The 26,789-nt window shown below is 73.2% G+C and carries 22 protein-coding genes; 3 read left to right on the top strand and 19 right to left on the bottom strand.

Features of this window, described 5'->3' with window-relative positions; all coding sequences use genetic code 11:
- Positions 1-152 precede the first annotated feature (152 nt).
- The 19 genes from nuoN to mqnC all read right to left on the bottom strand — a co-directional run bounded on the left by nuoN (position 153) and on the right by mqnC (position 21,352).
- Positions 153-1,718, bottom strand: a complete 1,566-nt coding sequence (gene nuoN, locus IEY94_RS13255; RefSeq protein WP_189170451.1) for an NADH-quinone oxidoreductase subunit NuoN — start codon at positions 1,716-1,718, stop codon at positions 153-155.
- Positions 1,715-3,259 carry an NADH-quinone oxidoreductase subunit M gene (locus IEY94_RS13250; protein ID WP_229783802.1) on the bottom strand — a complete coding sequence of 515 codons (1,545 nt, stop codon included), beginning with the start codon at positions 3,257-3,259 and terminating at the stop codon, positions 1,715-1,717. The genes nuoN and IEY94_RS13250 overlap by 4 nt, the downstream gene beginning before the upstream one ends.
- Positions 3,256-5,115: an NADH-quinone oxidoreductase subunit L gene (gene nuoL, locus IEY94_RS13245; RefSeq protein WP_189170645.1), complete on the bottom strand. Its 1,860-nt coding sequence runs from the start codon at positions 5,113-5,115 to the stop codon at positions 3,256-3,258. The genes IEY94_RS13250 and nuoL overlap by 4 nt, the downstream gene beginning before the upstream one ends.
- 61 nt (positions 5,116-5,176) lie before the next feature.
- A complete protein-coding gene (gene nuoK / locus IEY94_RS13240) occupies positions 5,177-5,476 on the bottom strand; it encodes an NADH-quinone oxidoreductase subunit NuoK (protein WP_189170449.1) in 300 nt (99 codons plus the stop codon).
- Positions 5,473-6,252 carry an NADH-quinone oxidoreductase subunit J gene (locus tag IEY94_RS13235; protein ID WP_189170448.1) on the bottom strand — a complete coding sequence of 260 codons (780 nt, stop codon included), beginning with the start codon at positions 6,250-6,252 and terminating at the stop codon, positions 5,473-5,475. Before IEY94_RS13235 ends, nuoK begins: the two co-directional genes overlap by 4 nt.
- Positions 6,252-6,950, bottom strand: coding sequence for an NADH-quinone oxidoreductase subunit NuoI (nuoI, locus tag IEY94_RS13230; RefSeq protein WP_189170447.1), 699 nt, complete (start codon positions 6,948-6,950; stop codon positions 6,252-6,254). The genes IEY94_RS13235 and nuoI overlap by 1 nt, the downstream gene beginning before the upstream one ends.
- 1 nt (position 6,951) lies before the next feature.
- Entirely contained in the window at positions 6,952-8,310 is a 1,359-nt protein-coding gene (nuoH, locus tag IEY94_RS13225; RefSeq protein WP_189170446.1) for an NADH-quinone oxidoreductase subunit NuoH, read from the bottom strand.
- The gene (locus IEY94_RS13220) at positions 8,307-10,760 is read right to left on the bottom strand and encodes an NADH-quinone oxidoreductase subunit G (protein ID WP_189170445.1); all 2,454 of its coding nucleotides are present in this window, start codon (positions 10,758-10,760) and stop codon (positions 8,307-8,309) included. Before IEY94_RS13220 ends, nuoH begins: the two co-directional genes overlap by 4 nt.
- A 1-nt stretch (position 10,761) precedes the next feature.
- Positions 10,762-12,078 (bottom strand): NADH-quinone oxidoreductase subunit NuoF, encoded by a 1,317-nt coding sequence (nuoF, locus tag IEY94_RS13215; RefSeq protein WP_189170444.1) that lies wholly within the window; start codon positions 12,076-12,078, stop codon positions 10,762-10,764.
- On the bottom strand, positions 12,075-12,968 hold the full coding sequence (gene nuoE / locus IEY94_RS13210) for an NADH-quinone oxidoreductase subunit NuoE (RefSeq protein WP_189170443.1): 894 nt from the start codon (positions 12,966-12,968) through the stop codon (positions 12,075-12,077). The genes nuoF and nuoE overlap by 4 nt, the downstream gene beginning before the upstream one ends.
- Positions 12,965-14,281 (bottom strand): NADH-quinone oxidoreductase subunit D, encoded by a 1,317-nt coding sequence (locus IEY94_RS13205; protein ID WP_189170442.1) that lies wholly within the window; start codon positions 14,279-14,281, stop codon positions 12,965-12,967. Before IEY94_RS13205 ends, nuoE begins: the two co-directional genes overlap by 4 nt.
- The gene (locus IEY94_RS13200; protein WP_189170441.1) at positions 14,278-15,033 is read right to left on the bottom strand and encodes an NADH-quinone oxidoreductase subunit C; all 756 of its coding nucleotides are present in this window, start codon (positions 15,031-15,033) and stop codon (positions 14,278-14,280) included. The genes IEY94_RS13205 and IEY94_RS13200 overlap by 4 nt, the downstream gene beginning before the upstream one ends.
- Positions 15,030-15,743, bottom strand: a complete 714-nt coding sequence (locus tag IEY94_RS13195) for a NuoB/complex I 20 kDa subunit family protein (protein ID WP_189170440.1) — start codon at positions 15,741-15,743, stop codon at positions 15,030-15,032. The genes IEY94_RS13200 and IEY94_RS13195 overlap by 4 nt, the downstream gene beginning before the upstream one ends.
- Before the next feature lie 3 nt (positions 15,744-15,746).
- Positions 15,747-16,112, bottom strand: a complete 366-nt coding sequence (locus tag IEY94_RS13190; protein ID WP_189170439.1) for an NADH-quinone oxidoreductase subunit A — start codon at positions 16,110-16,112, stop codon at positions 15,747-15,749.
- A 14-nt stretch (positions 16,113-16,126) separates the two neighbouring features.
- Complete coding sequence (locus tag IEY94_RS13185; RefSeq protein ID WP_189170644.1) at positions 16,127-17,392, bottom strand: geranylgeranyl reductase family protein; 1,266 nt, start codon at positions 17,390-17,392, stop codon at positions 16,127-16,129.
- A gap of 182 nt (positions 17,393-17,574) precedes the next feature.
- Positions 17,575-17,763 carry a hypothetical protein gene (locus tag IEY94_RS13180; protein ID WP_189170438.1) on the bottom strand — a complete coding sequence of 63 codons (189 nt, stop codon included), beginning with the start codon at positions 17,761-17,763 and terminating at the stop codon, positions 17,575-17,577.
- Between the two features lie 312 nt (positions 17,764-18,075).
- Entirely contained in the window at positions 18,076-18,792 is a 717-nt protein-coding gene (locus tag IEY94_RS13175) for a demethylmenaquinone methyltransferase (RefSeq protein WP_189170437.1), read from the bottom strand.
- A gap of 26 nt (positions 18,793-18,818) precedes the next feature.
- Positions 18,819-19,937, bottom strand: a complete 1,119-nt coding sequence (locus IEY94_RS13170; RefSeq protein ID WP_189170436.1) for a hypothetical protein — start codon at positions 19,935-19,937, stop codon at positions 18,819-18,821.
- Positions 19,938-20,098: 161 nt separating this feature from the next.
- Positions 20,099-21,352, bottom strand: coding sequence for a cyclic dehypoxanthinyl futalosine synthase (mqnC, locus tag IEY94_RS13165; RefSeq protein ID WP_189170643.1), 1,254 nt, complete (start codon positions 21,350-21,352; stop codon positions 20,099-20,101).
- Positions 21,353-21,587: 235 nt separating this feature from the next.
- Between mqnC and IEY94_RS13160 the strand changes: the two genes are divergently transcribed.
- From IEY94_RS13160 to IEY94_RS13150, 3 genes are all read left to right on the top strand, one after another.
- Complete coding sequence (locus IEY94_RS13160) at positions 21,588-22,535, top strand: aldo/keto reductase (RefSeq protein ID WP_229783864.1); 948 nt, start codon at positions 21,588-21,590, stop codon at positions 22,533-22,535.
- Between the two features lie 219 nt (positions 22,536-22,754).
- Positions 22,755-25,898 carry a DEAD/DEAH box helicase gene (locus IEY94_RS13155; protein WP_189170642.1) on the top strand — a complete coding sequence of 1,048 codons (3,144 nt, stop codon included), beginning with the start codon at positions 22,755-22,757 and terminating at the stop codon, positions 25,896-25,898.
- On the top strand, positions 25,898-26,782 hold the full coding sequence (locus IEY94_RS13150) for an SWIM zinc finger family protein (RefSeq protein WP_189170434.1): 885 nt from the start codon (positions 25,898-25,900) through the stop codon (positions 26,780-26,782). Before IEY94_RS13155 ends, IEY94_RS13150 begins: the two co-directional genes overlap by 1 nt.
- Positions 26,783-26,789: the final 7 nt, after the last annotated feature.

Below are 26,789 nucleotides of genomic sequence, written 5' to 3'. Positions count from 1 at the left end.
GCGTACGTCTGAGGGGTCCTCACCACATCCCCACCCTTGCACACCGCCGCATCCCCCACCCGGCCACCCCGGCCATTCACCGGGGCCGACAAGGGTATTTCAGCGGCAAATCAGACATGATCGCCGGGAAATCGGGCGGCCCACGCCGGCGCTCAGCGCAGGAACTGCGCCGCGGTGTCCGTGAGGTCCAACACAGGCTGCGGGGCGACGCCCAGCAGCGCCGTCGCCAGCACGCCGAAGGCCAGCGCCATCGACGTCGCCAGGCCGGGCACCGACACCGTCGGGGTCTGCTCGCCCGGCTCGGACAGCCACATCAGCACGACCACCCGCAGGTACGGGAAGGCCAGCACCATGCTGGTGATCACGCCGGCCACCACCAGCCACGCCTGGTCGCCCTCGATGGCCGCGCCGAAGACGGCGAACTTCGCGGTGAAGCCGCTGGTCAGCGGGAGGCCGGCGAAGGCGAGCAGGAGGAAGGTGAAGATCCCGGCGTACCCCGGTGAGCGCTTGCCCAGCCCGGCCCAGCGGGACAGGTGGGTGGCCTCGCCGTCGGCGTCGCGGACCATCGTCACGATGGCGAACGCGGCCAGCACGGAGAAGCCGTACGCGACGACGTAGAACATCGTCGAGGACAGGCCGGTCCGGTTGAAGGCGAGCACGCCGACGAGCAGGTACCCGGCGTTGGCGATCGACGAGTACGCGAGCAGCCGCTTGATGTCGGTCTGGGTGACCGCGAGCACCGCGCCGACGACCATGGTCAGCACGGCGATCACGCCGAGGATCGGCCGGTAGTCCCACGAGTTCGCCGGGAAGCCGGCGGTGAACACGCGCAGCAGCGCGCCGAACGCGGCGACCTTGGTGCAGGCGGCCATGAACGCCGTCACCGGGGTCGGGGCGCCCTGGTACACGTCCGGCGTCCACACGTGGAACGGCGCCGCCGCGGCCTTGAACAGCAGGCCCACGGCGATCAGCGCGAGCCCGGCGAACAGCAGGCCGGTGCCCCGGCTGGCGCTGGTCGCGGCCTCGTTGATCTGCGCGAACGTCAGGCTGACCGTGCTCTCCACCCCGCCGGTGCCGACGAAGCCGTACACCAGGGCCATGCCGAACAGGAAGAACGCCGAGGCGTACGCGCCCAGCAGGAAGTACTTGACCGCCGCCTCCTGGGACAGCAGCCGGCGGCGCCGGGCGAGCGCGCACAGCAGGTACAGCGGCAGCGAGAAGACCTCCAGCGCGATGAACATCGTCAGCAGGTCGTTGGCCGCGACGAACATGCCCATGCCGAAGATCGCGAAGACGACCAGCGGGTACACCTCGGTGCCGCCCGCCGCGCGGGCGGCCTGCCGCCGGTCGATCTCGGACCCGGCGGTGATCGCCGCCTGGGCGACGAACGGGCCGCCGACCTCCAGCGAGCGCTCGGAGATCAGCAGCAGCGCGACCAGGCCGAGGACGATGATGCCGCCCCAGAGGAACAGCGTCGGCCCGTCCACGGCGAGCGCGTGCCCGGCGGTGACGACCGCGAAGTTGTCCGCCCGGGACCGGACGATCACCAGCACCAGCGCGGCGAGCAGGCCGGCCAGGGCGAGGGTGAGCTGTACCGGATAGCGCAGCCGGCGCGGTACGAACGCCTCGACCAGCACCCCGACGCAGGCCGTGCCGAACAGCACGAGCAGCGGCACGATCGCGCCGTACGCGATCGGCGGGAGCTCCAACTCCGTCATCGGTTCTCCTCCGCCCGCACGGCGGTGGGCGCCGGGTCCTTGGCCCCCACGTCCGCCATGGTGGCCTCCACGGCCGGGTTGATCACGTCGGTGAGCGGCTTCGGGTAGAAGCCGAACAGCAGCAGCAGCGCCACCAGCGGGGCCACGACGACCTTCTCCCGGACGCTGAGGTCCTTGCGCATCGGGGCGAGGTCGGCCAGCGCCGGGTTGGGCGTGCCCTGGACGGTCCGCTGGACCATCCACAGCACGTACGCGGCGGCCAGGATGATGCCGAGGGTGGCGATGATCGCGACCGGCTTGTTGACCGTGTACGTGCCGATCAGCACCAGGAACTCGGAGACGAACGGCGCCGTGCCGGGCAGCGCCAGCGAGGCCAGGCCGGCGAAGAACAGGATGCCCGCGAGCAGCGGGAGCTGCTTGCCGGCGCCGCCGAAGTCGCCGATCCGGGCCGACCCGCGCCGGGTGACCAGCATCCCGACGACGAGGAACAGCAGGCCGGTGGCGAGGCCGTGGTTGACCATGTACAGCACCGCGCCGCTGCCGGCCTGGGTGGTGAAGACGAAGATGCCGACGCCGATGAAGCCGAAGTGGGCGATCGACGTGTACGACACCAGCCGCTTCATGTCCGACTGGCCGATCGCCACCAGCGCGGCGTAGATGACGCCGATCAGCGCCAGCCCGAGCGCGTACGGGGCGAACCAGCGCGACGCCTCCGGGAACAGCGGCAGGCAGTAGCGCAGGATGCCGAACGTGCCGACCTTGTCCATCACGCCGACGAGCAGCGCGGCGGCCCCGGCGGGGGCGGCGCCGCCGGCGTCCGGCAGCCAGGTGTGGAACGGGAAGAACGGCGCCTTGACCGCGAACGCGATGAAGAAGCCGAGGAACAGCCAGCGCGCGGTGCCCTCGTTGATGTCGATCTGGGTCAGCGCCTGCCAGTCGAACGTGTGCCCGCCGGCCACCCACAGCCCGACGACCGCGGCCAGCATGAACAGCCCGCCGACGAGCGAGTACAGGAAGAACTTGACCGCGGCGTACTGCCGCTTGCCGTTCTCGGTCTGCCCGTACGACCCGATGAGGAAGTACATCGGGATGAGCATGGCCTCGAAGAAGACGTAGAACAGGAACACGTCGGCGGCGCTGAACACGCCGAGCATCATCGACTCCAGCGCCAGCAGCAGCGCGAAGTACGCCGGCACCGACCGCTTGGACCGCTCGGCGTCGTGCCAGCTCGCCAGGATCACCACCGGCACCAGGACGGCGATCAGCAGCAGCATGACCAGGCCGATGCCGTCGGTGGCGAAGGTGAACCGGACGCCCCAGGCGGGGATCCACTGGTACGACTCGCGGAGCTGCATCCGGGTCCCGTCGGCCCGGAACGCGCCCCACATGACCAGGCCGAGCAGCAGCACGACCAGCGACCAGGCCAGCGCGATGACCTTGGCGAGCTGCGCCCGGTCCCGCGGGACGAACGCCAACACCAGCGCGCCGAGCAGCGGCAGCGCGGTGAGCAACGACAGGTACGGGAAGTCCGCGGACGTCACGAGAGCCATCCCATCTGGATCGCGAGGAACGCGCCCGTGACGAGCAGCGCCCCGGTGAGCACGGAGGTGGCGTACGACCGGACGAAGCCGTTCTGCAGCCGGCGCAGCCGGCCCGACCCGCCGCCGACCGCCGCCGCCAGCCCGTTCACGACGCCGTCGACGCCGCGGTTGTCCAGCCAGACCAGCGCCCGGGTGAGGAACACGCCCGGCTTCTCGAAGACGGCCTCGTTGAACGCGTCGGTGTACAGGTTCTTGCGCGCGGCGGTGACCAGCGGCCCGGCGGGCTGCTCCTGCTCGGCCGTGCCGTTGCGGAACAGCGCCCAGGCCAGCCCGGCCCCGGCGAGCGTGACCAGCGTGGCGAGGATCGTCAGGGTCCAGTGGCCGATGACCGCGTGGCCCTCCTCGTGCTTGCCGAGGGTCGGCTCCAGCCACTCCGGCACGGTCGTCGCCATCAGGCCGCCGGCCGCCACCGAGCCGACCGCGAGCAGGATCAGCGGGATCGTCATGATCCGCGGCGACTCGTGCGGGTGGGCGTCGGCGCGCCAGCGCGGCGGGCCGTGGAAGGTGAGCACGAACAGCCGGGTCATGTAGAACGCGGTGAGGCCGGCGCCGATCAGCGTCGCCGTGCCGATCACCCAGGGCCGCCAGCCGTGGCCGGTGTACGCGGCGGCGATGATCGGCTCCTTGGAGAAGAAGCCGGAGAACGGGAACAGGCCGAGGATGGCCAGCCAGCCGGTCGCGAAGGTCAGCCAGGTGACCCGCATGTGCTTGGCCAGGCCGCCGTACCGGCGGATGTCCTCCTCGTCGTTCATCGCGTGCATGACCGAGCCGGCGCCGAGGAACATGTTGGCCTTGAAGAAGCCGTGCGCGAGCAGGTGCACGATCGCCAGCGCGTACGCGGCGCCGCCGAGGCCCACGCCGACGAACATGTAGCCGATCTGGGAGACCGTCGACCAGGCCAGGATCCGCTTGATGCCGTCCTTGGCCGTGCCGATGATGCAGCCCATCAGCAGGGTGACCGCGCCGACCAGGACGACGATGAGCTGGAGGTCGGCGTTCGCCGAGAAGATCGGGTTGGACCGGGCGACCAGGTACACGCCCGCGGTGACCATGGTGGCGGCGTGGATCAGGGCGGAGACCGGGGTCGGGCCCTCCATCGCGTCCGGCAGCCACGCCTGGAGCGGGAACTGGCCGGACTTGCCGCACGCCCCGAGCAGCAGGAGCAGGCCCATCGCCAGCACGGTCCCGCCGGCGAGCCCGCCGACGCCGTTGAACACCTCGTCGTACTGGGTGGTGCCCAGGGTGGCGAACATGATGAAGATCGCGATGGCGAAGCCCGCGTCGCCGACGCGGTTCATCAGGAACGCCTTCTTGCCGGCGGTCGCGGCGGCCGGCTTGGTGTACCAGAAGGAGATCAGCAGGTACGACGCCAGGCCGACGCCCTCCCAGCCGAAGTACAGCATCACGTAGTTGTTGCCGAGGACCAGCAGCAGCATGGCCGCGACGAACAGGTTGAAGTACGCGAAGAAGCGGCGGCGGCCGGGGTCGTGCGCCATGTACCCGACGGCGTAGAGGTGGATCAGCGAGCCGACGCCGGTGATCAGCAGCACGAACACGGCGGCCAGCGGGTCGTACAGCAGCCCGAAGTCGACCTTCAGCCCGCCGACGGCGATGAAGTCCCACAGGCTGCGCTCGACGGCCTTGTTCTCGAGCCCGGACAGCGACAGGAACATCGACAGGCCGAGCACGAACGCCGCGCCGACGGTGGCGCAGCCGAGCCAGTGGCCCCACTTGTCGGCCCGCTTGCCGAGCAGCAGCAGGACGGCCGCGCCGAACAGCGGCAGGCCGACGAGCATCCAGGTCTGCGAGAGCAGCCCGGTCGCCTCGGCGAAGGTTGTGGTTTCCACGCTGGGCACCTCAGTACTTCAGGAGGTTGGCGTCGTCGACGCTGGCGGAGCGCCGGGTCCGGAAGATCGACATGATGATCGCCAGGCCGACCACGACCTCGGCCGCGGCGACCACCATCACGAAGAACGCCATGATCTGGCCGTCCAGTGTGCCGTTGATCCGGCTGAACGTGACCAGCGCCAGGTTGGCCGCGTTCAGCATCAGCTCGATGCACATGAACAGCACGATGGCGTTGCGCCGCACCAGGACGCCGCAGGCGCCGATGGTGAACAGCACCGCCGAGAGCACGATGTATGCGGATGGGGTCATTTCTCGTCCGTCCCCTTCGGCGCCATCTCGGTCGCGGTCAGCTCGCGCAGCGGCATGATCGACGGCACGGTCTGCGGGGCCGGGCTGCCGTCGGGCAGCCGGCCCGGCGTGGCGTTGGAGTCCGTGGTGGCGTAGATGCCCGGGCCGGCCTTGGCGCCCGGGTGGCCGCCGCCGGGGCGGAACCGCGCCCGCATCAGCTCCGGCTGGGTGACCTTCTCGTCCCGGCCGCGCTCGATGTGGGCCAGGATCATCGCGCCGACCGCGGCGGTGATCAGCAGCGCGGAGGTGGCCTCGAAGGCGAAGACGTACTTGGTGAAGATGTCCCGGGCGACGGCCTGGACGTTGTTGTTGACCGCCTCCTGGCTGAAGTCCACCGGGGGCGGGGCGCCGTCGAGCGCCCGGTACGTGCCGGTGCCGACCAGGGCGGCGAAGCCGATGCCGAGCAGCAGCGCCGCGGTCCGCTGCCCGCGCAGCGTCTCGATCAGCGAGTCGGACGCGTCCCGGCCGATCAGCATCAGCACGAACAGGAACAGCATCATGATCGCGCCGGTGTACACGATCACCTGGGCGACGCCGATGAACGGCCCGGCCTGGATCACGTAGAACACGCCCAGGCAGAGCATCGTCAGCACCAGCCACAGCGCCGAGTGCACGGCGTTGCGGGCGGTGACCATGCCGATCGCCCCGAGCACCGCCAGCGGCGCCAGCACCCAGAACGCGGCCAGCTCGCCGCCGGACATCGTGCCGGCCGCCGCCAGCACCGCCTGGCCGGTCATCAGCGGCCCCTTCCGCTCGTCGCCGGTGCCGGCCCGTCGCCGCCCGCCGCACCGTCGGCGACACCCGCCTGCGGGCCGTGCGCCGCCGCCCGGTCGGCCTGCTGGGTCGCGCCGGGGAACGGCTCGCCCGGCCCGCCGACCAGGTAGTCGCGCGGCTCGGTCGTCGCGTGCTCCGCGCCCGCCGACGTGCCGGGGTTGGCCAGCGCGCCGATGTAGTAGTCCTTCTCCGAGTCGCCGAGCCGCATCGCGTGCGGCGGGTTCTCCATGCCCTCCAGCAGGGGCGCCAGGAGCTGCTCCTTGGTGAAGATCAGGTCCCGGCGGGAGTCGCGGGCCAGCTCGTACTCGTTGCTCATCGTCAGCGACCGGGTCGGGCACGCCTCGATGCACAGGCCGCAGAAGATGCACCGGGCGTAGTTGATCTGGTACACGCTCGCGTACCGCTCGCCCGGCGAGAAGCGCTGCTCCTCGGTGTTGTCCCCGCCCTCGACGTAGATCGCGTCGGCCGGGCAGGCCCAGGCGCACAGCTCGCAGCCGATGCACTTCTCCAGGCCGTCCGGGTGGCGGTTGAGGATGTGCCGGCCGTGGTACCGCGGCGCCGTCTTCGGGTGCTCGAACGGGTAGTCGGTCGTGACGACCTTGCGGAACATGTGCGCGAAGGTGACGCCGAAGCCCTTCACCGCATCGGTTACCGCGCCCACGTCACACCTCCTCGGAGTGGGTAGCGACGTTCGCGGGCTGGCGCTCCGCGACGGCCCGGCGCGCGCGCGGGCTCGGGGGGACCTGGAGGTCGAGCGGCGGGACCGGGTACGCGCCGTCCGGCCGGGCGGCGAGCCGCTCCTCGAGCGGCACCTCCCCGTCGGCCGGCTTGCGGCTGTTCGGCCAGAGCAGCGCGACCACGCCCAGCACGACCACGGCGCCGGCGATGACCAGCCACTTGGTCCGCGCCTCGGCGGCCTCGTTCTGCATGGTCTTGATGCCGGCCAGCACCACGATCCAGACCAGGTTGATCGGCAGCAGGACCTTCCAGCCGAACCGCATGAACTGGTCGTACCGCAGCCGGGGCAGCGTCGCCCGGACCCAGACGAACAGGAACAGCAGCAGCAGGACCTTGCCGAAGAACCAGAGCAGGCCGATCCAGCCGGAGTTCGCGCCGTCCCACAGCGTGATCGGCCAGGGCGCCCGCCAGCCGCCGAGGAACAGCGTCGTGATCATGGCGGACATGCCGACCATGGCGACGTACTCGCTCAGCATGTAGAGCAGGAACTTGATCGAGCTGTACTCGGTCATGTACCCGGCGACCAGCTCCGACTCCGCTTCCGGCAGGTCGAACGGCGCCCGGTTGGTCTCGCCGAACGCGGCCACCAGGAAGACCAGGAAGCTCGGGATCAGCAGCAGGACGTACCAGCTCGGCGCGTGCAGCGTCAGGCCGGCGACGGTGAACTCGGTGCCGTGCGCCTGCGCGGCCACGATGCCCGAGGTGGACATCGTCCCGGCGGTCATGAACACCGCGACCAGGGACAGGCCGAGCGCCACCTCGTACGAGATCATCTGCGCCGACGAGCGCAGCCCGCCCAGCAGGGGGTACGTCGAGCCGGACGCCCAGCCGCCGAGCACGATGCCGTACACCGCCATCGACGAGCAGGCCAGCGCGATCAGCGCGCCCACCGGCACGTCGGTGACCTGCATCGGCGTGACGTGCCCGAACAGGTTCACCTTGCCGGCGAACGGGATGATCGACAGCGAGGTCAGCGCGAACACCGCGCAGACCGCCGGGGCGAAGAAGAACACGACCTTGTCGGCCTTCTTCGGCAGCAGGTCTTCCTTCAGCATGCCCTTGACGCCGTCCATCAGCGTCTGGAGCAGGCCGAACGGGCCCACCTGGTTGAGCCCCGGCCGCTGCGCCATCCGCGCCACGACCCGCCGCTCGAACCAGACGCCCAGCACCGTCAGGCCCATGCCGACGGCGAACGTGAAGACGAGCTTGATCAGCACGATCCACCAGGGATCGGTGCCGAAGTCGGTGAGCGCCGGGTCGGGCGCCGCGGCGTACGACCTCACTGGCTACCTCCAGAGTCGGCGACCGAGATCGTGACGATCGATCCCGAGGTCGCGCCGAGCGTACGGTGCACCGTGCTGCCGGGTGAGTTGGTCGGCAGCCAGACCACCGTGTCGGGCATGTCGGTGACCACGCCCGGCAGGGTCAGGGCGCCCCGGTCGGTGCCGACGGTGACCGGGTCGCCGTCGGTCACGCCGAGCGCCGCCGCCCGGGCCGGGCTGATCCGGACCACCGGCGGGCGGGCGGTGCCGCCCAGGTGCTCGTCGCCGTCCAGCGCGCTGGCCAGGTCGATGAGCTGGTGCCAGGTGGCCAGGTACGCCTGCCCGCGGCCCAGCGGCTCGGCCGGCTCCGGCGCGACCAGCGGCGGCGCCGGCCGGGACCCGTTGGCCGCCGGCAGCCCGCTCAGCTCGCGCCGGATCAGGTCGACGTCGCCCGCGTGCAGCGCCACGCCGAGCTGCCCGGCGAGCGCGTCCAGCACCCGGGCGTCCGGCATCGCCGCCGACGTGAGCACCTGCGTGAACGGCCGCAGCCGCCCCTCCCAGTTCAGGAACGTGCCCGGCTTCTCGGCCACCGGGGCGATCGGCAGGACCACGTCGGCCCGCCGGCTCACCGCGGACAGCCGCAGCTCGATCGAGACGAGGAAGCCCACCCGGTCCAGCGCCGCCTCGGCGGCCTGCGGGTCGGCCAGGTCGCCGGGGTCGACGCCGGCCACGACCAGCGCGTCCAGCTCGCCGGCGGCCGCGGCGGCGAGGATGCCGTCGGTGTCCCGGCCGGGCGTACCGGGCAGCGCGTCGGCGGCGACACCCCAGGCGGCGGCCAGCTCGGCCCGGCCCGCGGCGTCGGTGACGGCCCGGCCGCCGGGCAGGACGTTGGGCAGGCAGCCGGTGTCGACCGCGCCCCGGTCGCCGGCCCGGCGCGGCAGCCAGGCCAGCTTCGCGCCGGTCTTGACCGCGAGCGTGACGGCGGCGGACAGCGCACCCGGCGTCGCGGCGATCCGCTCGCCGACGAACAGCAGCGCCCCCGGCCGGGACAGCGCCTCGACCAGCGCGGCGTCGGACGCCAGCGCCCGGGCCTCGTCGCCCGGCGCGGTCGGCAGCACGGTCGCGCCGATCTTCTCCAGCCCGCGGCTGACGAACGGGGCGAGCGCGTACACCGGCAGCTTGCGGGACAGCGCGTTCTTGCGGAGGCGCAGGAACAGCATCCCCGCCTCCTCCTCCGGCTCCAGGCCGGCGAGGACGACCGCGGGGGCGGCGTCCACGTCGGTGAACCGGACGTCGCCGCGGCCGGCGACGCAGGCGGCCAGGAACTCGGCCTCCTCGTCCCCGCCGAGCGGGCGGGCGCGGAAGTCGATGTCGTTGGTGCGCAGCGCCAGCCGGGCGAACTTCGCGTACGCGTACGCGTCCTCGATCGTCAGCCGGCCGCCGGTCAGCACCGCGGCGCCCCGGCCGTCCCGGGCGGCGGTGAGGCCCTCGGCGGCCCGGGCCAGCGCCTCGCTCCACGACGCCTTGCGCAGCTCGCCGGTGTTCGCGTCCCGGACCAGCGGGTCGGTGATCCGGTCGAACGCCTGCGCGTACTGGAAGCCCCAGCGGCCCTTGTCGCAGTTCCACTCCTCGTTCACCGAGGGGTCGTTGCCGGCCAGCCGCCGCAGCACCTTGTTGCGCCGGTGGTCGGTGCGCTGGGCGCAGCCGGACGAGCAGTGCTCGCATACGCTCGGCGTGGAGACCAGGTCGAACGGGCGGGCGCGGAACCGGTACTGGGTGCCGGTGAGCGCGCCGACCGGGCAGATCTGCACGGTGTTGCCGGAGAAGTACGACTGGAACGGCGCGTCGGCCTCGCCGGGCGTGGACCCGTCGCCGTCGCCGCCGAAGTAGTCGTCCCGGTAGATGTTGATCTGCTCGGCGGCGCCGCGGTCCATCAGGTCGATGAACTTGTCGCCGGCGATCTGCTCGGAGAACCGGGTGCAGCGCTGGCAGAGGACGCACCGCTCGCGGTCCAGCAGGACCTGCGAGGAGATCGGCATCGGCTTGACGTACTCGCGCTTGTGCTCGTGGAACCGCGACTCGGACCGGCCGGTCGACATCGCCTGGTTCTGCAGCGGGCACTCGCCGCCCTTGTCGCACATCGGGCAGTCGAGCGGGTGGTTGATGAGCAGGAACTCCATCTGCCCCCGCTGCGCCTTGTCGGCGACCGCCGAGGTGCGCTGGGTCTGCACGACCATCCCGTCGGCGACGGTCTGGGTGCAGGAGGCCACCGGCTTGCGCTGGCCCTCCACCTCGACCAGGCACTGCCGGCAGGCGCCGGCCGGGGCCAGCAGCGGGTGGTCGCAGAAGCGGGGGATCTCGATGCCCATCCGCTCGGCGGTCCGGATCACCAGCTCGCCCTTGGGCGCCTGCACCTCGACCCCGTCGATGGTGAGCGTGACCAGATCGGTCTGCTTGGCAAGATCAGTCATGTCAGTGCGCTCCCGCCAGGACCTTAGCGCTCAGCCGCGGGGCCGTGCGGCCCTCGATGTAGTCCAGGTAGTCCTGCTTGAAGAACTTGAGCGAGGACGTGACCGGGCTGGTCGCGCCGTCGCCGAGGCCGCAGAAGGAGCGGCCGAGGATGTTGTCGCAGGCGTCCAGCAGGGTGTCCAGGTCCTCGTACGCACCCTGGCCGGACAGGATCCGCCGGAAGATCCGGGTCATCCAGAAGTTGCCCTCGCGGCACGGGGTGCACTTGCCGCACGACTCGTGGTGGTAGAACTCGATCCACCGGTACGTGCAGTACACCGGACAGTCCTGGTCGGAGAAGATCTGCGTCGCCGTGGTGCCCAGGATGGACCCGGCGGCGGCCACCGACTCGAAGTCCAGCGGCACGTCCGCGTGCTCGGCGGTGAGCAGCGGGGTGGACGACCCGCCCGGCGTCCAGAACCGCAGCTCGTGCCCCGGCTTCATGCCGCCGGCCAGCTCGATCAGCTCGTTGAGCGTGATGCCCAGCCCGCACTCGTACTGGCCCGGCTCGGCGATCCGGCCGGACAGCGAGTAGATCATCGGGCCGGACGACTTCTCCGTGCCCATCGACTTCCACCAGGCCGCGCCGCCCAGCACGATGTACGGCACGCTGGCGATCGTGCCGACGTTGTTGACCACGGTCGGGCAGGAGTACAGGCCGTGCGTGGCCGGGAACGGCGGGCGCAGCCGCGGCTGGCCGCGCCGGCCCTCCAGCGAGTCCAGCAGCGCCGTCTCCTCGCCGCAGATGTACGCGCCCGCCCCGGAGTGGATCGCCAGGTCCAGGTCGAACCCGGTGCCGAGGATGTTCCGGCCCAGGTAGCCGGCCCGGTACGCGTCGTCGACGGCCCGGCGCAGCCGGCGGGCGGCGTGCACGGCCTCGCCGCGGATGTAGATGTACGCGCGGTTGGCCCGGATCGCGTACGAGGCGATGATCACGCCCTCGATCAGCGAGTGCGGGTCGCACGTCATCAGCGGCAGGTCCTTGCAGGTGCCCGGCTCGCCCTCGTCGGCGTTCACCACCAGGTAGTGCGGCTTGCCGTCGTTCTGCGGGATGAAGCCCCACTTCAGGCCGGTCGGGAAGCCGGCCCCGCCGCGGCCGCGCAGGCCGGAGTCCTTGACGAGCTGGATCAGGTCGTCCGGCTGGACCGCCAGCGCCTTCTTCAGCGCCAGGTACCCGTCCAGCCGCTCGTACACGTCGAGCTGCCAGGCGTCCGGCGACAGCCACCGCTTCGTCAGGACGGGGGTGAGCTTCTCGACGACCTCGCGCCTCGGCTCACTCATTTGCGCGCCTCCTTGGCGTCCTCGAGGTGCTCGCGCTGCGGCGCGGGGGCGTCGCCGGCGGGCTTGGCGTCGCTGGCCGGCTTGTTGGCGGCCAGCCCGGCGGCGGTCGCCGCGGCGTTGCCGTCGCCGGTCCGGATGGGCGTGTGCGGGTCGAAGTCCGGTACGGCGATCCCGTACCGGTCGGCCAGCAGGTTCCCGCGCAGCGTGGCCGGGCCGGCGCCGGCGCCGGCGACCGCGCCCTCGCGCTCGTCCGGGAAGCCGGCGAGCTGCACCGCCATCTCCCGCAGCGAGCACGGGCGGGCGCCGCGCGAGGGGGCCGGCGCGCCGGCGGCGCGCAGCTCGTTGACGATCTCCACCGCGCGGTCGGGGGTGACCTCGTCGTGGAAGTCGTAGTTCACGGTCAGCACCGGGCCGTAGTCGCACGCGGCGAGGCACTCGGCGTGCTCCAGCGTGATCCGGCCGTCGGCCGAGGTCTCGTCGTGGCCGACGCCGAGCAGCTCGCTGAGGGTGTCGTACACCTCCTGGCCGCCCAGCACGTTGCACATCGTGTTGGTGCAGACGCTGACCAGGTACTCGCCGGTGGGCTTGCGCTTGTACATCGTGTAGAAGGTGGCCACCGCGGCGACCTGGGCCTTCTGGATGCCGAGGACGGCGGCGCAGTACTCGACGCCGGCCGGGGTGACCTGCCCGTCCACCGACTGCACCAGGTGCAGCAGCGGCAGCAGCGCCGAGCGCGGGCCGTCGGGGTACCGGGCCAGGATCGCGTCGGTCCGCGCGCCCAGCTCGGCCCGCAGCGCCGCGGCGGCCGGCGAGAGGCGGTCCAGCTTCGGCGGCGCGCCGTCGATCGAGACGCCGACCACCTGCCGGGAGGTCGCGGAAACAGTCGTCATCGGTCACACCCACCCATCACCGGGTCCAGCGAGGCGCCGCCGGCGATCACGTCGGCGATCAGGCCGCCCTCGGAGAGCGCCGGGATCGCCTGGAGGTTGATGAAGCTCGGCTCCCGGTAGTGCACCCGGTACGGGCGGGTGCCGCCGTCGGAGACCGCGTGCACGCCCAGCTCGCCGCGCGGGTGCTCGATCGCCTGGTACACCTGGCCCGGCGGGACCCGGAAGCCCTCGGTGACGAGCTTGAAGTGGTGGATCAGCGACTCCATCGACTCGCCCATGATCTTGGCGACGTGGGCGAGGGAGTTGCCCATCCCGTCCGCGCCCATGGCGAGCTGCGCCGGCCAGGCGATCTTCTTGTCGGCGACCATCACCGGGCCGGGCTTGAGCCGGTCCAGGCACTGCTCGACGAGCTTCATCGACTCGCGCATCTCGGCCATCCGGACCAGGTACCGGCCCCACACGTCGGCGGTCTCCTCGACCGGGACGTCGAAGTCGTACGTCTCGTAGCCGCAGTACGGGGCGGTCTTGCGCAGGTCCCACGGCAGGCCGGCCGAGCGCAGCACCGGGCCGGTCACACCGAGGGCCAGGCAGCCGGGCACGTCCAGCACGGCGACGCCCTTGGTCCGCTCGGTCCAGATCGGCTGGCCGGAGAGCAGGTCCTCGTACTCCTTCATCCGCTTCGGCAGGATGGTGAGGAAGTCGCGGATCTTGGCGATGGCCGGCTCGGGGACGTCCTGGGCCACGCCGCCGGGGCGGACGTACGCCATGTTCATCCGCAGGCCGGTGACCATCTCGAAGATCTCCAGCACCAGCTCCCGCTCGCGGAAGCAGTACAGCATCACCGAGATCGCGCCCAGCTCCATGCCGGTCGTGCCGAGCCAGACCAGGTGGCTGGCGATCCGGTTCAGCTCCATCATCAGCACGCGGATGGTGGTGGCCCGCTCCGGGATCTCGTCGGTGATCCCGAGCAGCTTCTCGACCGCCAGGCAGTACGCGGTCTCGTTGAAGATCGGCGCCAGGTAGTCCATCCGGGTCACGAAGGTGGTGCCCTGGGTCCAGTTGCGGAACTCCAGGTTCTTCTCGATCCCGGTGTGCAGGTAGCCGACGATCGGGCGGACCTCGGTGACGGTCTCGCCCTCCAGCTCGCAGACGAGCCGGAGCACGCCGTGCGTGGACGGGTGCTGCGGTCCCATGTTGACGATGATCTTCTCGTCGTGCAGCGGGTCGATGCCCTTGACGATCTGGTCCCAGTCCCCACCGGTGACGGTGAAGACCTTGCCTTCCGTCGTCTCGCGTTCGGTCGCGTAGCTCACTGGTAGGACCTCCGGTGGTCCGGCGGCGGGATCTCGGCGCCCTTGTACTCGACCGGGACGCCGCCGAGGGGGTAGTCCTTGCGCTGGGGGTGGCCCTCCCAGTCGTCCGGCATGAGGATGCGGGTCAGGTGCGGGTGGCCCTCGAAGACCACGCCGAACATGTCGTACGCCTCCCGCTCCTGCCAGTCGGCCGTCGGGTAGACGCCGGTGACGCTGGGCACCCGCGGGTCGTCGTCGCCGACGGCGACCTCCAGCCGGAGGCGGCGCCGGTACGTCATCGAGGTCAGGTGGTACGCCACGTGGTACCGCCGCTCGTCGGCGCCGAGGTAGTCCACCCCGGACACCGAGTTGCACAGCTCGAACCGCAGCCCCTCGTCGTCGCGCAGGGTCCGGCAGACCTCGGCGATCCGGTCGGCCCGGATGTGCAGGGTCAGCTCCCCCCGGTCGACGACGACCGACTCGACGGCGTCGTCCAGGCCGGGGAACGCCTCGGCGAGGCTGTCGTACACCTCGTCGAACTGGCCGGGCGCCTCCGGCGGGCCGCCGTACGGGCGGGCCGTCGGCACCGGGCCGACCCGGCGCGGTTGCAGCCCGCCGAAGCCGGAGGTGTCGCCGCTGCCCTGCACGCCGAACATGCCGCGCCCGGCGGGCACCGCCGGCGGGTGCTCGGCCGGGGCGCCGGCGGTGGCGCCGGCCGGCGGGGCCCAGACGGGGACGCCGCCGCCGTCGGCCGTGGTCCGGTTCTCGCTCACCGCTGCCCCTCCCCCGCCGGCGCGGCCGTGGCGTCGGTCCACCGGCCGGCGTCGGTCAGGTGCCGCTCCTGCTCCATCCACTTGAGAATGCGGAGCTGCTCCTCGCGCCCCTCGCGGACGGCGGCCTCCCACTCCCGGGCGCGGCCCTTGTCGCTGCGGTACGACGACGGCATCGTGCCCGGCCGGACGACCGGCACCCGGCCCTCGGCCTCGCGCTTGGCGGCCATCTTGCGGCCGTTGGCGCCCATCGGCTCGTACAGGATCTTCTCCCGCAGCTTGAGGATCGCGTCGATGAGCATCTCCGGCCGCGGCGGGCAGCCGGGCAGGTACATGTCCACCGGCACCACGTGGTCGACGCCCTGGACGATCGCGTAGTTGTTGAACATGCCGCCCGACGAGGCGCACACGCCCATCGACAGCACCCACTTCGGCGCGGTCATCTGGTCGTAGATCTGCCGGAGCACGGGGGCCATCTTCTGGCTCACCCGGCCGGCGACGATCATCAGGTCGGCCTGCCGGGGCGAGGCCCGGAAGACCTCCATGCCCCACCGCCCGAGGTCGTAGTGGGGGGCGCCGGCGGCCATCATCTCGATCGCGCAGCAGGCCAGCCCGAAGGTCGCGCCCCAGGTGGACGACTTGCGCGCGTAGTTGATCACCCGCTCGACGCTCGTCAGCAGGATGCCGCTCGGCAGTTTCTCCTCGAGGCCCATGTGTCAGTCCCAGTCCAGACCGCCGCGGCGCCACACGTACGCGTAGGCCACGAACACGGTCGCGATGAAGAGAACCATCTCCACGAACCCGAACAGGCCCAGCGCGTTGAACGAGACGGCCCACGGATAGAGGAAGATGATCTCGATGTCGAAGACGATGAAGAGCATCGCGGTCAGGTAGAACTTGATCGGGAACCGGCCGCCGCCGACCGGCTCGGGGGACGGCTCGATCCCGCACTCGTACGCCTCGAGCTTCGCCCGGTTGTACCGCTTCGGGCCGACGACGAGCGAGGTACCGAGGGAGAACAGCGCGAAGCCCGCCGCGAGGGCGAACAGCCCCAGAATCGGTACGTACGCCGAGAGCGACATATCGTCCTTCCGCCTCAGACCGCCGGCGTGAGCCGGGTGAGCCCGTTGATGATCCGGTCCATCGCGTCCCCGCCGCGCGTGTCCGTCAGGTTGGCCAGGAGTTTCAGTACGAACCGCATCAGTGTCGGATGCGGCAGCCCGTGCTGGGTGCAGATCCGCATGATCTCCGGGTTGCCGATGAGGTCGACGAAGATCTTGCCCAATCGGTAGTACCCGCCGAATCGCACCTTCAACTCCGCCGGGTACGCCTGAAGTGCGCGCTCCCGGGCCGGGCCGGCCGGGCGGGCCAGCGCGGTGAACGCGATATCGGCGGCGATCTCGCCCGACTCCATGGCGTACGCGATGCCCTCGCCGTTGAACGGGTTGACCATTCCGCCGGAATCGCCGACGAGCAGCATCCCCCTGGTGTAGTGGGGGGTGCGGTTGAAGCCCATCGGCAGGGCGGCGCCGAGGACCTTGCCGTCCGCGTTGTCCGGATCGGCCAGGCCCCACTCCGGCGGCGTGGTGGCGAGCCAGTCGCGCAGCATGTGCCGGTAGTTGGTCTTGCCGAACGCCGCGCTGCTGTTCAGCACGCCCAGGCCGACGTTGACCCGGCCGTCGCCCAGGCCGAACAGCCAGCCGTAGCCGGGCAGCAGCACGCCCTCGCCGGCCTCGGCGCTGCGCAGCTCCAGCCACGACTCCAGGTAGTCGTCGTGGGTGCGGGCCGCGCTGCGGATGTACTGCCGGACGGCCACGCCGATCGGCCGGTCGTCCCGCTTCTCCAGGCCGAGCGCCAGGGCGAGCCGGCCGGACACGCCGTCGGCGGCGACGACCAGCGGCGCGCGGTACTCCAGCGGCTCCTTGCCCTCGCCCTCGGCCAGCACGCCGACCACGCGGTCGGCGCCGTCCAGGATCGGGGCGGTGACCGTGACGCCGGTGCGCAGGTCGGCGCCCGCGCCGACGGCCCGCTTGGCCAGGATGTCGTCGAAGTCCATCCTGGTCCGGCACAGGCCGTACGGCGGGAAGCTGGCCAGGTCCGGCCAGTCCAGCTCCAGCCGCAGCCCGCCGCCGATGACGCGCAGGCCGCGGTTGGGCACCCAGCCGTCGGCCGTCGTGTCGACGCCCATCCGGATGAGCTGCTGCACCGACCGCGGCGTGAGGCCGTCGCCGCAGACCTTCTCGCGCGGGAAGTGCGTCTTCTCCAGCAGCAGCACCCGGGCGCCGTGCGTGGCCAGGTGGTACGCGGCCGCGGAACCGCCGGGGCCGGCGCCCACCACGATCACGTCGGCGTCGTACGCCACACCGGAGCGCGGTGTCGGGACAGTCGGGGTCACCACTGCACCTCCGCCTCGTCTACTCCGGGCGGTCCCGGGGCCGGCGGTACCGGCCCGGGCCCGTTGTCCGGGGCTCGTGAAAGTATTCACAAGCACATTCGGAGGGCAGTCTAAAACCGGCCCCTACACCATGCAGGTGTTAGGTGAACCTAACTCGGCGAAATGCCCAACCCGGCCAGCGCGTCGGCGTCCAGCCGGTCGCTCAGCGCGCCGTCGGTGGTGTCGTCCACGGCCTGTACGAGATCCGCGAGCAGTTGCTGCGCCAGCTCCGGCCGTTCGGCGGAGAGCAGTCGGAGTTGATCGCCCAGCGTCGCCACTTGCTCCACAGCGGTGGTCATGTCGTCGCCCCCTTCGCGCCTGGTCTTCCCGGCTCTCCGTCACCCTAGAACCGGAAACTCCGTTATGTACCGGTTTCCCTGCAACCGTCCCGTAACAAGTCCATGGATACCCGGTGGCAGCAGCCGGGAACCCCGGGCAGATGCGTACCGATCAGGCTCTTTTCGAGCGAATCGGGCGGGAAATTTCGGCCGGCTGACACGGCAGCGGCATCCACGGCGGGCGGGTGCCGGCGGGCCGAACGCCGCCGCGGGACGGACGACGCCGGCGGGGCAGAGCGGCAGCGGGACGGAGCGGCGTCAGCGGGGCGGGCGTCAGCGGCGGGTGGCGGGTGGGCGCTGGGGGCGGGTGGCGCGGTGCAGGGCGGCGATGCCGCCGGTGAGGTTGCGCCAGCCGACCGCGCCCCAGCCGGCCGCCGCGATCCGGGCGGCCAGCGCGCGCTGGTCCGGCCAGGCGCGGATCGACTCGGCCAGGTACACGTACGCGTCCGGGTTGCTGGCCACCCGGCGGGCCGCCGCCGGCAGCGCGCGCATGAGGTACGACAGGTAGGCCGTGCGCCACGGCCCCCACACCGGGTGGCTGAACTCGCACACCACCAGCCGGCCGCCGGGCCGGGTGACCCGCAGCAGCTCGGCCAGCGCGGCGTCGGTGTCCACGACGTTGCGCAGGGCGAACGAGATCGTCACCGCGTCGAACGTGGCGTCCGCGAACGGCAGCCGCAGCGCGTCGCTGGCCAGCAGCGGCAGCGCCGGCCGGGTCCGCTTGCCGACCCGCAGCATGCCCAGCGACAGGTCGGCGCCGACGGCGTGCGCGCCCGCGGCGGCCAGCTCCGCGGTGGAGACGCCGGTGCCGGCGCCGACGTCCAGCACCAGGTCGCCGGGCGCGAGGCCGAGCGCGGCCCGGGTGGCCCGGCGCCAGCCGGCGTCCCGGCCGAACGAGAGCAGGGTGTTGGTCCGGTCGTACCGCTCGGCCACGCCGTCGAACATCGCGGCGACCTCGTGCGGCTGCTTGTCCAGTCGGGCCCGGCTCATGCCCCGTACTCTCGCACGGCAGCCGGTCAGAGCGGCCGGCGGTGCCGCGGCCGCGGGCGGATCGACAGCAGCAGGCCCAGCCCGATCAGCAGCAGCCCCAGCCCGGTCAGCGCGAACGGCGGCGCGTCGTCCCGGCCGGTCAGCGGCAGCTCGCGGACCAGCCCGCCGCCGGTCCCGCCGGCCGGCGCCGAGCCGACCTGGATGACCATCTCGTCCACGTTGTCGGTGCGGTCGGTGTCGGGCAGCCGGCGCAGCGAGCGCACCGCCGCGTCGTCGGTCGCCGCGGCCGGCGCGCCGAGCGGCGTCACCGAGACCCGGCCGCCGACCAGCCAGCGCGGCGCGGACAGCTTGCCCGAGACTGCCACGGCGTCCCGGAAGCGCAGCCGGGACGGGGCCTTGCCGCGCCGCCCCTCGGGCGCCAGGGCCAGGTCGGGGTACACGCAGAAGGCCGACCGGCGGCTCCCGTCGTAGGTGCACGCCTTGTACAGCTTGGCGAAGGTGGCGCCGCGGGGCAGCACGATCCGGACGATGAAGCCGGTCGCCGGCGCGCTGCCGGCGTTGCCGACGACGTAGTGCAGCTCGGCCTGCCGGCCCGGCCGGACGGCGCCGGTGCTGCCGCGCCTGCGGTCGTACGGCGCGTCGGGGGCGTACGCGTACAGGTCGGCGCCGTAGCCGCCCACCCGCACCGGCGTGCTGGCCACGTTGTTGCGCCGCCGGCCGTCCACGCCGTCGTGCACGACGCCGACGCGCAGCCGCCCGGCGGTGCCGCTGCCGGTCAGGTGGCGCAGCGTGACGGCGAGGTCGAGCGCGCCGCCGGGGCGCACGTCGTCGACCCGGCAGTACAGGTACGGGCCCTGCGTGCGGCACGCCCGCGGGTCCGGCACGCTGACCGCGACCTTGTGCTGGTCCAGCCGGCCGAGGTCGAAGGCGACGGTGACCCCGGTCGCCGTCCGGCGGCCGCGGTTGAGGACCGTGACGTCGGCGACCTTGCTGGCCACGCCCGCGGCCAGGGTGGTGCCGGCGACCGTGATCGCCAGGTCGGCGGGGTTCGCCGCGGCGGCCGGCGCGCCGGCGCCGACGGTCAGCGCCGCGGTGGCGGTCAGCGCCGCGGCGACGAATCGCGCCGTGCGGGTGGACGGTTTCATGACACTCCCGGTTGCTCGCCCTACGACGCGCGCCGCGGCAGCGGCAGCAGTGCGTCATAGGGCGTAACGAGGCAAAGCGCCCGTTCGCGCACCAAGCGATATGGAATGTCCGATCCGGACCCGGTCTACCAGCGCGTTGTCGCCCGTGGACGGACGGCGCGTCACTCGGACGGGGCAGCCTCCACCAGCGGCAGCGTCCGCGCCCCGGCGGGCGCGGCGGCGGGCGGGCCCGCGGCCGGCTCGCCGCGGCCGCCGCCGGGCAGGGCGATGGAGGAGAAGTGCGAGACGATCCGGGCGTCGTCCGGGTCGTCGGCGGGCGTGCGGTGCACGGCGAGCCGCCGGTACAGGGTGTCCCGCTGGGCCGGGATCCGGTCGGCGGAGCGGATCATCCAGATCAGCTCCCGCAGGTTCGACCGGTGCCGGGCGCCGGCGGAGGAGATCACGTTCTCCTCCAGCATGATCGAGCCGAGGTCGTCGACGCCCATGTGCAGGGCGAGCTGGCCGACGTCCTTGCCGGTGGTCAGCCAGGACGCCTGCAGGTGGGCGACGTTGTGGAAGAACAGCCGGGCGACGGCGATCAGCCGCAGGTACTCCAGCCGGGTCGCCTGGGTGCGGCCCTTGAGGTGGTTGTTCTCCGCCTGGTACGTCCACGGGATGAAGGCGCGGAAGCCGCCGGTGCGGTCCTGCACGTCCCGGATCATCCGCAGGTGCTCGATCCGCTCGGCGTTGGTCTCGCCGGTGCCCATCATCATCGTGGCCGTGGACTCGAGGCCGTGCCCGTGCGCGACCTCCATGACCTCGAGCCAGCGGGCGCCGGACTCCTTCAGCGGGGCGATCGCCCGCCGCGGCCGGTCCGGCAGCATCTCGGCGCCGGCGCCGGCGATCGAGTCCAGGCCGGCGGCCTTGATCCGGACGACCGCCTCCTCGATGGACACGCCGGACACCCTGGCCATGTGCAGGATCTCGCTCGGGCCGATCGAGTGGATGGCGAGCTGGGGGTACGCGGCCTTGACCGCCCCGAACAGCGCCTCGTAGTACTCGACCCCGTACTCCGGGTGGTGGCCGCCCTGCAGCATCACCTGGGTGGCGCCCAGCTCGACCGCCTCGCCGCACCGGCGCAGGATCTCCTCGGTCGGGTGCGACCAGCCCTCGCGGTGCTTCGGCGCCCGGTAGAACGCGCAGAACTTGCAGGCGGTAACGCAGACGTTCGTGTAGTTGATGTTGCGGTCGATCAGGTACGTGACGACCCCGTCCGGGTACCGCCGCCGGCGCACCGCGTCGGCCGCCTCGCCGAGCGGGTGCAGGGGCGCGTCGGTATAGAGCCGCAGGGCCTCGTCGGGCGTGATCCGCCCGCCGTCGGCCCCCCGCCGGAGGATCTCGTCGATGTCCCGTCCGCGACCCCGGTCGGACCCCACCACGACGCTCACTGACGCACTCACGCCCCCGAGCCTACGACCCGGCCGCCCGGCGGGCCCGCCGCCCGGGCGCCGGGCTGCGGCGGAAATCACGCCGGGCCGGGGTCCGGGCCGGTCGGAGCGGGCGGTATGCGGCCGTTGTCCCGCCCGGCCGCCTATGCTCGGACGGGTGACGAGCATCGACGAGCGGCTCACCCCCGACAGCCCGGCCGGCGCCGCCGCCCGGGCGCCGGGCCTGCGGTACCGGCGGCTCGGCCGGTCCGGCCTGGTGGTCTCGGTGGTCGGGGTCGGGTGCAACGCCTTCGGCGCCGGCCTCGACTCGCGGGAGGTCGACGCCGTCGTCGGCGCCGCCCTGGAGGCCGGGATCAACCTGTTCGACACCGCCGACCTGTACGGCGACCCGCCCGGCCGGTCCGAGGAGCTGCTCGGCGCGGCCCTGCGCGGCCGGCGCGACGACGCCGTCATCGCCACCAAGTTCGGGATGAGCGTCGGCGACCTCAACGGCGCCGACCGGGGCGCCCGGGGCGCCCGCCGGTACGTCGTCCGGGCCGTCGAGGGCTCGCTGCGCCGGCTGGGTACGGAGCACATCGACCTGTACCAGCTCCACGAGCCCGACCCCGCCACCCCGGTCGAGGAGACGCTCGCGGCGCTGGACGACCTGGTCCGGGCGGGCAAGGTCCGGTACGTCGGGCACTCCAACTTCGCCGCCTGGCAGCTCGCCGACGCCGCGTGGACCGCCCGCGAGCGCGGCAGCAGCCCGTTCATCAGCGCGCAGGACCACTACAACCTGCTGCACCGGGAGGTCGAGGCCGAGCTGATCCCGGCCTGCGCGCACTACGGGCTGGGCTTCCTGCCGTACTGGCCGCTGGCCAGCGGCCTGCTCACCGGCAAGTACCGCCGGCACGAGCCCGCCCCGACCGGCTCCCGGCTGGCCCGGCCGCGGTACGCGACCCGGTTCGCCGCCGCGCCCTGGGACACGATCGAGGCGCTGGAGAAGTACGCGACCGAGCGCGGCCTGACCCTGCTGGACGTGGCGCTGGGCTGGCTCGCGGCGCAGCCGGCGGTGACCTCGGTGATCGCGGGCGCGACGACGCCGGAGCAGGTGCGGGCGAACGTCACCGCCGGCGCATGGGAGCCGACGCCGGAGGACCTGCACACGCTGAACGAGCTGACCGAGCAGTAGCCGGGCGGCGCGCGGCGCCGGCCGGTTGTCGGTGCGCGTGGCTAGACTTGCCCGCCGGTAGCGGCGGGAGGCGGCGGGTTGCTCACAGTCCACGGGGCCTGGGTCGGGGCGCGGCTGACGCTGTGGGCCGAGGACGACCGCCCACCGGCCGCCGATCTCGACGCGCCCGCCGGTACGACGGCGGGCGAACAGGCCGACGCCGTCGTACCGACGGGGGACATGTCCGCTGCCGGGCCGGCGGCGAGTCGGCAGGACGGCGGTGCCGGGCCGGCTGGACGCGGCGGCAAGCGGCGGGGGCGGCGCGGACCGCGGGCGCATCCGCATGCCGCGCCCGCCGAGGTGCTGCGCGCGGCCCTCGGGGTCGGCGAGCCCGGCGCCCACGTCGCCCACCTGCCCGGCTTCCGGTCGGGTCCGGCGCCCTCGCCGGACAGCGCCCGGACCGACGCCGGCCGGACCCCGCGCCCGGCCGCCTGGCTGGTCCCCACGGTGAGCCTGCCGGCCGCCGACGCCCTGGCCCTGCTCGCCGACCTCGACCCCGACGACCCCGCCGACGCCGCCGAGCCGGGCCAACGCGGACCGGCGGACGCCCGGCGCCCGGCCGCGGACGATCCGGCCCGCGCGGGCGGGCCGCACGCCGGCGCCGCGGCTCACGGCGCGGTGGCGTGGCGGGCCGGGGGGTCGGTGCGGTACCTCGCGGTGCTCGCCGGGTACGCGTGCGCGCTGGTCCGGCGCGGCCGCCTGCTCCCCCAGCTCGTCGCCGAGGGCGACCGGTACGCCGCCCGCTGGCGGCCGGTGCGCACCGGCGCCGACACCGACGCGTACACCGAGCTGCTCGCCGCGATGCCCGGCGCCTGCGCCGCGCTCGCCCCGGCCGGCGAGCCGCCGCCCGGCGTCGGCGCGGCGCTGGCGGACGCGCTCGGCGCGCTCGTCGACGCCGCCGCCCGGACCGCCTGGCCGGACCGGCTGCTGCGCGGCGCCCGCCCCGGCCCCCGGGCCGAGGCCGCGGACCGGTGGCTGTGGGCGCTCACCGCCGACGACGCGGCCCTCGACCTGGACCGGGACGCGGCCGACGGGCTGGCCCGGCCGCTGCGCCGGTGGTACGACGCCGCGCACGCCGACGGTACCGGCAGCCGGCTCTGCTTCCGGCTCACCGAGCCCCCGGGGACAACCGCCCCGGAGCCTGTGGATAACTCTGTGGATAACCCCGCTGACCAGGACGTTTGGCGGGTCGAGTGGGCGTTGCAGTCGGTCGACGACCCGAGCCTGTGGGTACCCGCGGCCGACCTGTGGGCGGGCGCCCGGCCGCCGGGGCTGCCCGCGCACCCGGACGAGGTCCTGCTGGCCGGGCTCGGGCGGGCGGTCCGGCTGTTCCCGGCGCTGCACGCCGTCCTGCGCGAGCCGGCGCCCGCGGCGTGGACGACGGACACCGCGGGCGCGCACGAGTTCCTGCGGGACAGCGCGCCGCTGCTGCGGGCGGCCGGCTTCGGCGTACAGCTCCCGGCCTGGGCCGGGCGCACGGGCCTCGGCGTACGGCTGACCGCCCGCAGCCGGTCGGCGGCCGGGCCCGGCGCGGTCGCGGCCGGCGGGGTCGGCGGCGGCGAGCTGGTCGACTTCTCGCTGGAGCTGGCGCTCGGCGGGCAGGCGGTCAGCGAGGCGGAGCTGGCGGCGCTGGCCGCGCAGAAGGTGCCGCTGATCCGGGTCCGCGGGCAGTGGGTGGAGCTGGACGACCGGCAGCTCTCGGCCGCGCTCGCGCTGCTCCAGCGGCGGCGCAGCGGCACGATGTCCGTCGGCGAGGTGCTGCGCGAGGTGGCCGGCGGCGAGGACGTCCTGCCGATCACCGAGGTGGACGCCGACGGGATGCTCGGCGACCTGCTCTCCGGCACCCTCGACGCCCGGCTCGAACCCACGCCGACGCCGCGGGCGCTGGCCGGGGAGCTGCGGCCGTACCAGCAGCGCGGGCTGTCCTGGCTCGCCTTCCTCAGCCGGGTCGGCATCGGCGGCATCCTCGCCGACGACATGGGCCTCGGCAAGACGATCTCCACGCTGGCCCTGCTGCTGCACCGGCGGGAGGCCGGCGCCGTCGGCCCGACGCTGCTGGTCTGCCCGATGTCGCTGGTCAGCAACTGGGAGCGGGAGGCGGCCCGGTTCGCCCCGGACCTGCGGGTGTACGTGCACCACGGCGCCGGCCGGCAGCGCGGCGACGGGCTGGCCGCGGCGGTGGCGGCGCACGACCTGGTGCTGACCACGTACGGCACGGCGCTGCGCGACCTCGACGCGCTGCGCGCGCACGCCTGGGAGCGGGTCGTCTGCGACGAGGCGCAGGCGATCAAGAACAGCGCCGCGCGGCAGGCCCGCGCCGTCCGGGCGATCCCGGCGCGGACCCGGCTGGCCCTGACCGGTACGCCGGTCGAGAACCACCTGGCCGAGCTGTGGTCGATCATGGACTTCTGCAACCCCGGGCTGCTCGGGCCGGCGCGGGTGTTCCGGGACCGGTACCAGCGCCCCATCGAGACCGCCGCCGCCAACGCCGAGGACGCCGCCGCGGCGCTGCGCCGGGCCACCGGCCCGCTGATCCTGCGCCGGCTCAAGACCGACCGGAGCATCATCTCCGACCTGCCGGAGAAGGCGGAGATGAAGGAGTGGTGCCGGCTGACGCCGGAGCAGGCCAGCCTGTACCGGGCCGTGGTGGACGAGATGCTCGCGGTGATCTCCTCGACCACCGGGATCGACCGGCGGGGCAACGTGCTCGCCGCGATGACCAAGCTCAAGCAGGTCTGCAACCACCCCGCCCACCTGCTCGGCGACGGCTCCCGGCTGGCCGGCCGCTCGGGCAAGCTCGCCCGGTTGGAGGAGCTGGCCGCCGAGCTGCTGGCGGAGGGGGACAAGGCGCTGGTGTTCACCCAGTACGCGGCGTTCGGGTCGCTGCTGCGGCCGTACCTCGAAGCCCACCTCGGCCGCCCGGTCCTCTGGCTGCACGGCGGCCTGCCGAAGCCGCAGCGCGACGCCCTGGTCGCCCGCTTCCAGGCCGACGACGAACCGATGATTTTCCTGCTGTCGCTGAAGGCCGCCGGTACCGGCCTCAACCTGACGGCGGCCAACCACGTCATCCACGTGGACCGCTGGTGGAACCCGGCGGTCGAGGACCAGGCGACGGACCGGGCGTTCCGGATCGGGCAGCGGCGCAACGTCCAGGTCCGCAAGTTCGTCTGCGTGGGAACGCTGGAGGAGCGGATCGACGAGATGATCGAGAAGAAGAAGGCGCTGGCCCAGCAGGTCATCGGGGCGGGCGAGGACTGGCTGACCGAGCTGTCCACCGACGACCTGCGCGACCTGCTCCGGCTCGACCCGGCGGCGGTGGCGTGATGCCGGTGGGGCCGGACGGCTGGTTCGCGGCCGGGAAGCCGATCAAGGTCGAGGGCGGCATCCGGGCCCGCGGGCGGCGCGGGTCGCTGGGCGAGCACTGGTGGTCGCGGCGGTTCGTGGACCTGCTCGAATCCCTGTGCGACGGCGGGCGGCTGGCCCGCGGGCGGGCGTACGCGCGGCAGGGGCAGGTGCGCGACTACACCGTGGCGCCGGGGCTGGTCGAGGGGCTGGTGCAGGGCTCGCGGCCGCAGCCGTACCGGGTGGCGATCCGGATCGACGTCCTCGACGACGCGGTCTGGACGGCGGTCCGGGACGAGCTGGCCGGGCGGGCGGTGTACCGGGCGGCGCTGCTGGCCGGCGAAATGCCGCCGGAGATCGTCGAGGTGTTCGACGCGGTGGGGGCGCCGCTGTTCCCCGACACGCTGGCGATGGCCTGCTCCTGCCCCGACCCGGGCTGGCCGTGCAAGCACCTGTCGGCGGTGCTGTACCTGCTGGCGGAGGCGTTCGACGACGACCCGTTCCTGGTGCTGGCCTGGCGGGGACGCGACCGGGCGACGCTGCTGTCGGCGCTGCGCGCGGATGCGGGCGGCGGCTCGGCGGACCGGGCGATCGATGCCGCGGGTGGCGCGGGCGCGGCCGGCGGCGGTGTTGCCGGCGGGGAGCGGGCGGTGGGCGCGGCGGCGGAGCCGCCGGTGGACGTCGCGCGGTTCTACTCCGGCGACGTGTCGGTGGCCCGCCTGCGCGAGCGCCTCACGATCCCGTCCTCGGCCCCGCCGGAACTCCTGCTGCGCGCACTGGACCCGCCCCCGGTCCGGGTCCGCCACATCCCGCTGGTGGACATCCTCCGCACGGCCTACCGCCACCTCGCCGACGACCAGCCCTGACCCATCC

The organism is Pilimelia anulata (genome assembly GCF_014647895.1).
Classification (GTDB): Bacteria; Actinomycetota; Actinomycetes; order Mycobacteriales; family Micromonosporaceae; genus Pilimelia; species Pilimelia anulata.
Note: the sequence above shows the minus strand (reverse complement) of the source record. Positions and strands in the feature narration are given on the sequence as shown.

Bases quoted from the DNA above. Each gene is read 5' to 3' on its own strand.
- IEY94_RS13175 (WP_189170437.1), bottom strand. From the start codon at position 18,792: ATGAGCCGGGCCCGACTGGACAAGCAGCCGCACGAGGTCGCCGCGATG.
- IEY94_RS13150 (WP_189170434.1), top strand. From the start codon at position 25,898: ATGCCGGTGGGGCCGGACGGCTGGTTCGCGGCCGGGAAGCCGATCAAG.
- nuoE (WP_189170443.1), bottom strand. From the start codon at position 12,968: ATGACGACTGTTTCCGCGACCTCCCGGCAGGTGGTCGGCGTCTCGATC.
- nuoN (WP_189170451.1), bottom strand. From the start codon at position 1,718: ATGACGGAGTTGGAGCTCCCGCCGATCGCGTACGGCGCGATCGTGCCG.
- IEY94_RS13170 (WP_189170436.1), bottom strand. From the start codon at position 19,937: ATGAAACCGTCCACCCGCACGGCGCGATTCGTCGCCGCGGCGCTGACC.
- IEY94_RS13195 (WP_189170440.1), bottom strand. From the start codon at position 15,743: ATGGGCCTCGAGGAGAAACTGCCGAGCGGCATCCTGCTGACGAGCGTC.
- IEY94_RS13155 (WP_189170642.1), top strand. From the start codon at position 22,755: ATGTCCGCTGCCGGGCCGGCGGCGAGTCGGCAGGACGGCGGTGCCGGG.
- nuoL (WP_189170645.1), bottom strand. From the start codon at position 5,115: ATGCTCGTCGGCCTGCCGCTGTTCGGCGCGGCCGTCCTGCTGCTGCTC.
- IEY94_RS13235 (WP_189170448.1), bottom strand. From the start codon at position 6,252: ATGACCGGCCAGGCGGTGCTGGCGGCGGCCGGCACGATGTCCGGCGGC.
- nuoF (WP_189170444.1), bottom strand. From the start codon at position 12,078: ATGAGTGAGCCGAGGCGCGAGGTCGTCGAGAAGCTCACCCCCGTCCTG.
- nuoK (WP_189170449.1), bottom strand. From the start codon at position 5,476: ATGACCCCATCCGCATACATCGTGCTCTCGGCGGTGCTGTTCACCATC.
- IEY94_RS13190 (WP_189170439.1), bottom strand. From the start codon at position 16,112: ATGTCGCTCTCGGCGTACGTACCGATTCTGGGGCTGTTCGCCCTCGCG.
- IEY94_RS13180 (WP_189170438.1), bottom strand. From the start codon at position 17,763: ATGACCACCGCTGTGGAGCAAGTGGCGACGCTGGGCGATCAACTCCGA.
- IEY94_RS13220 (WP_189170445.1), bottom strand. From the start codon at position 10,760: ATGACTGATCTTGCCAAGCAGACCGATCTGGTCACGCTCACCATCGAC.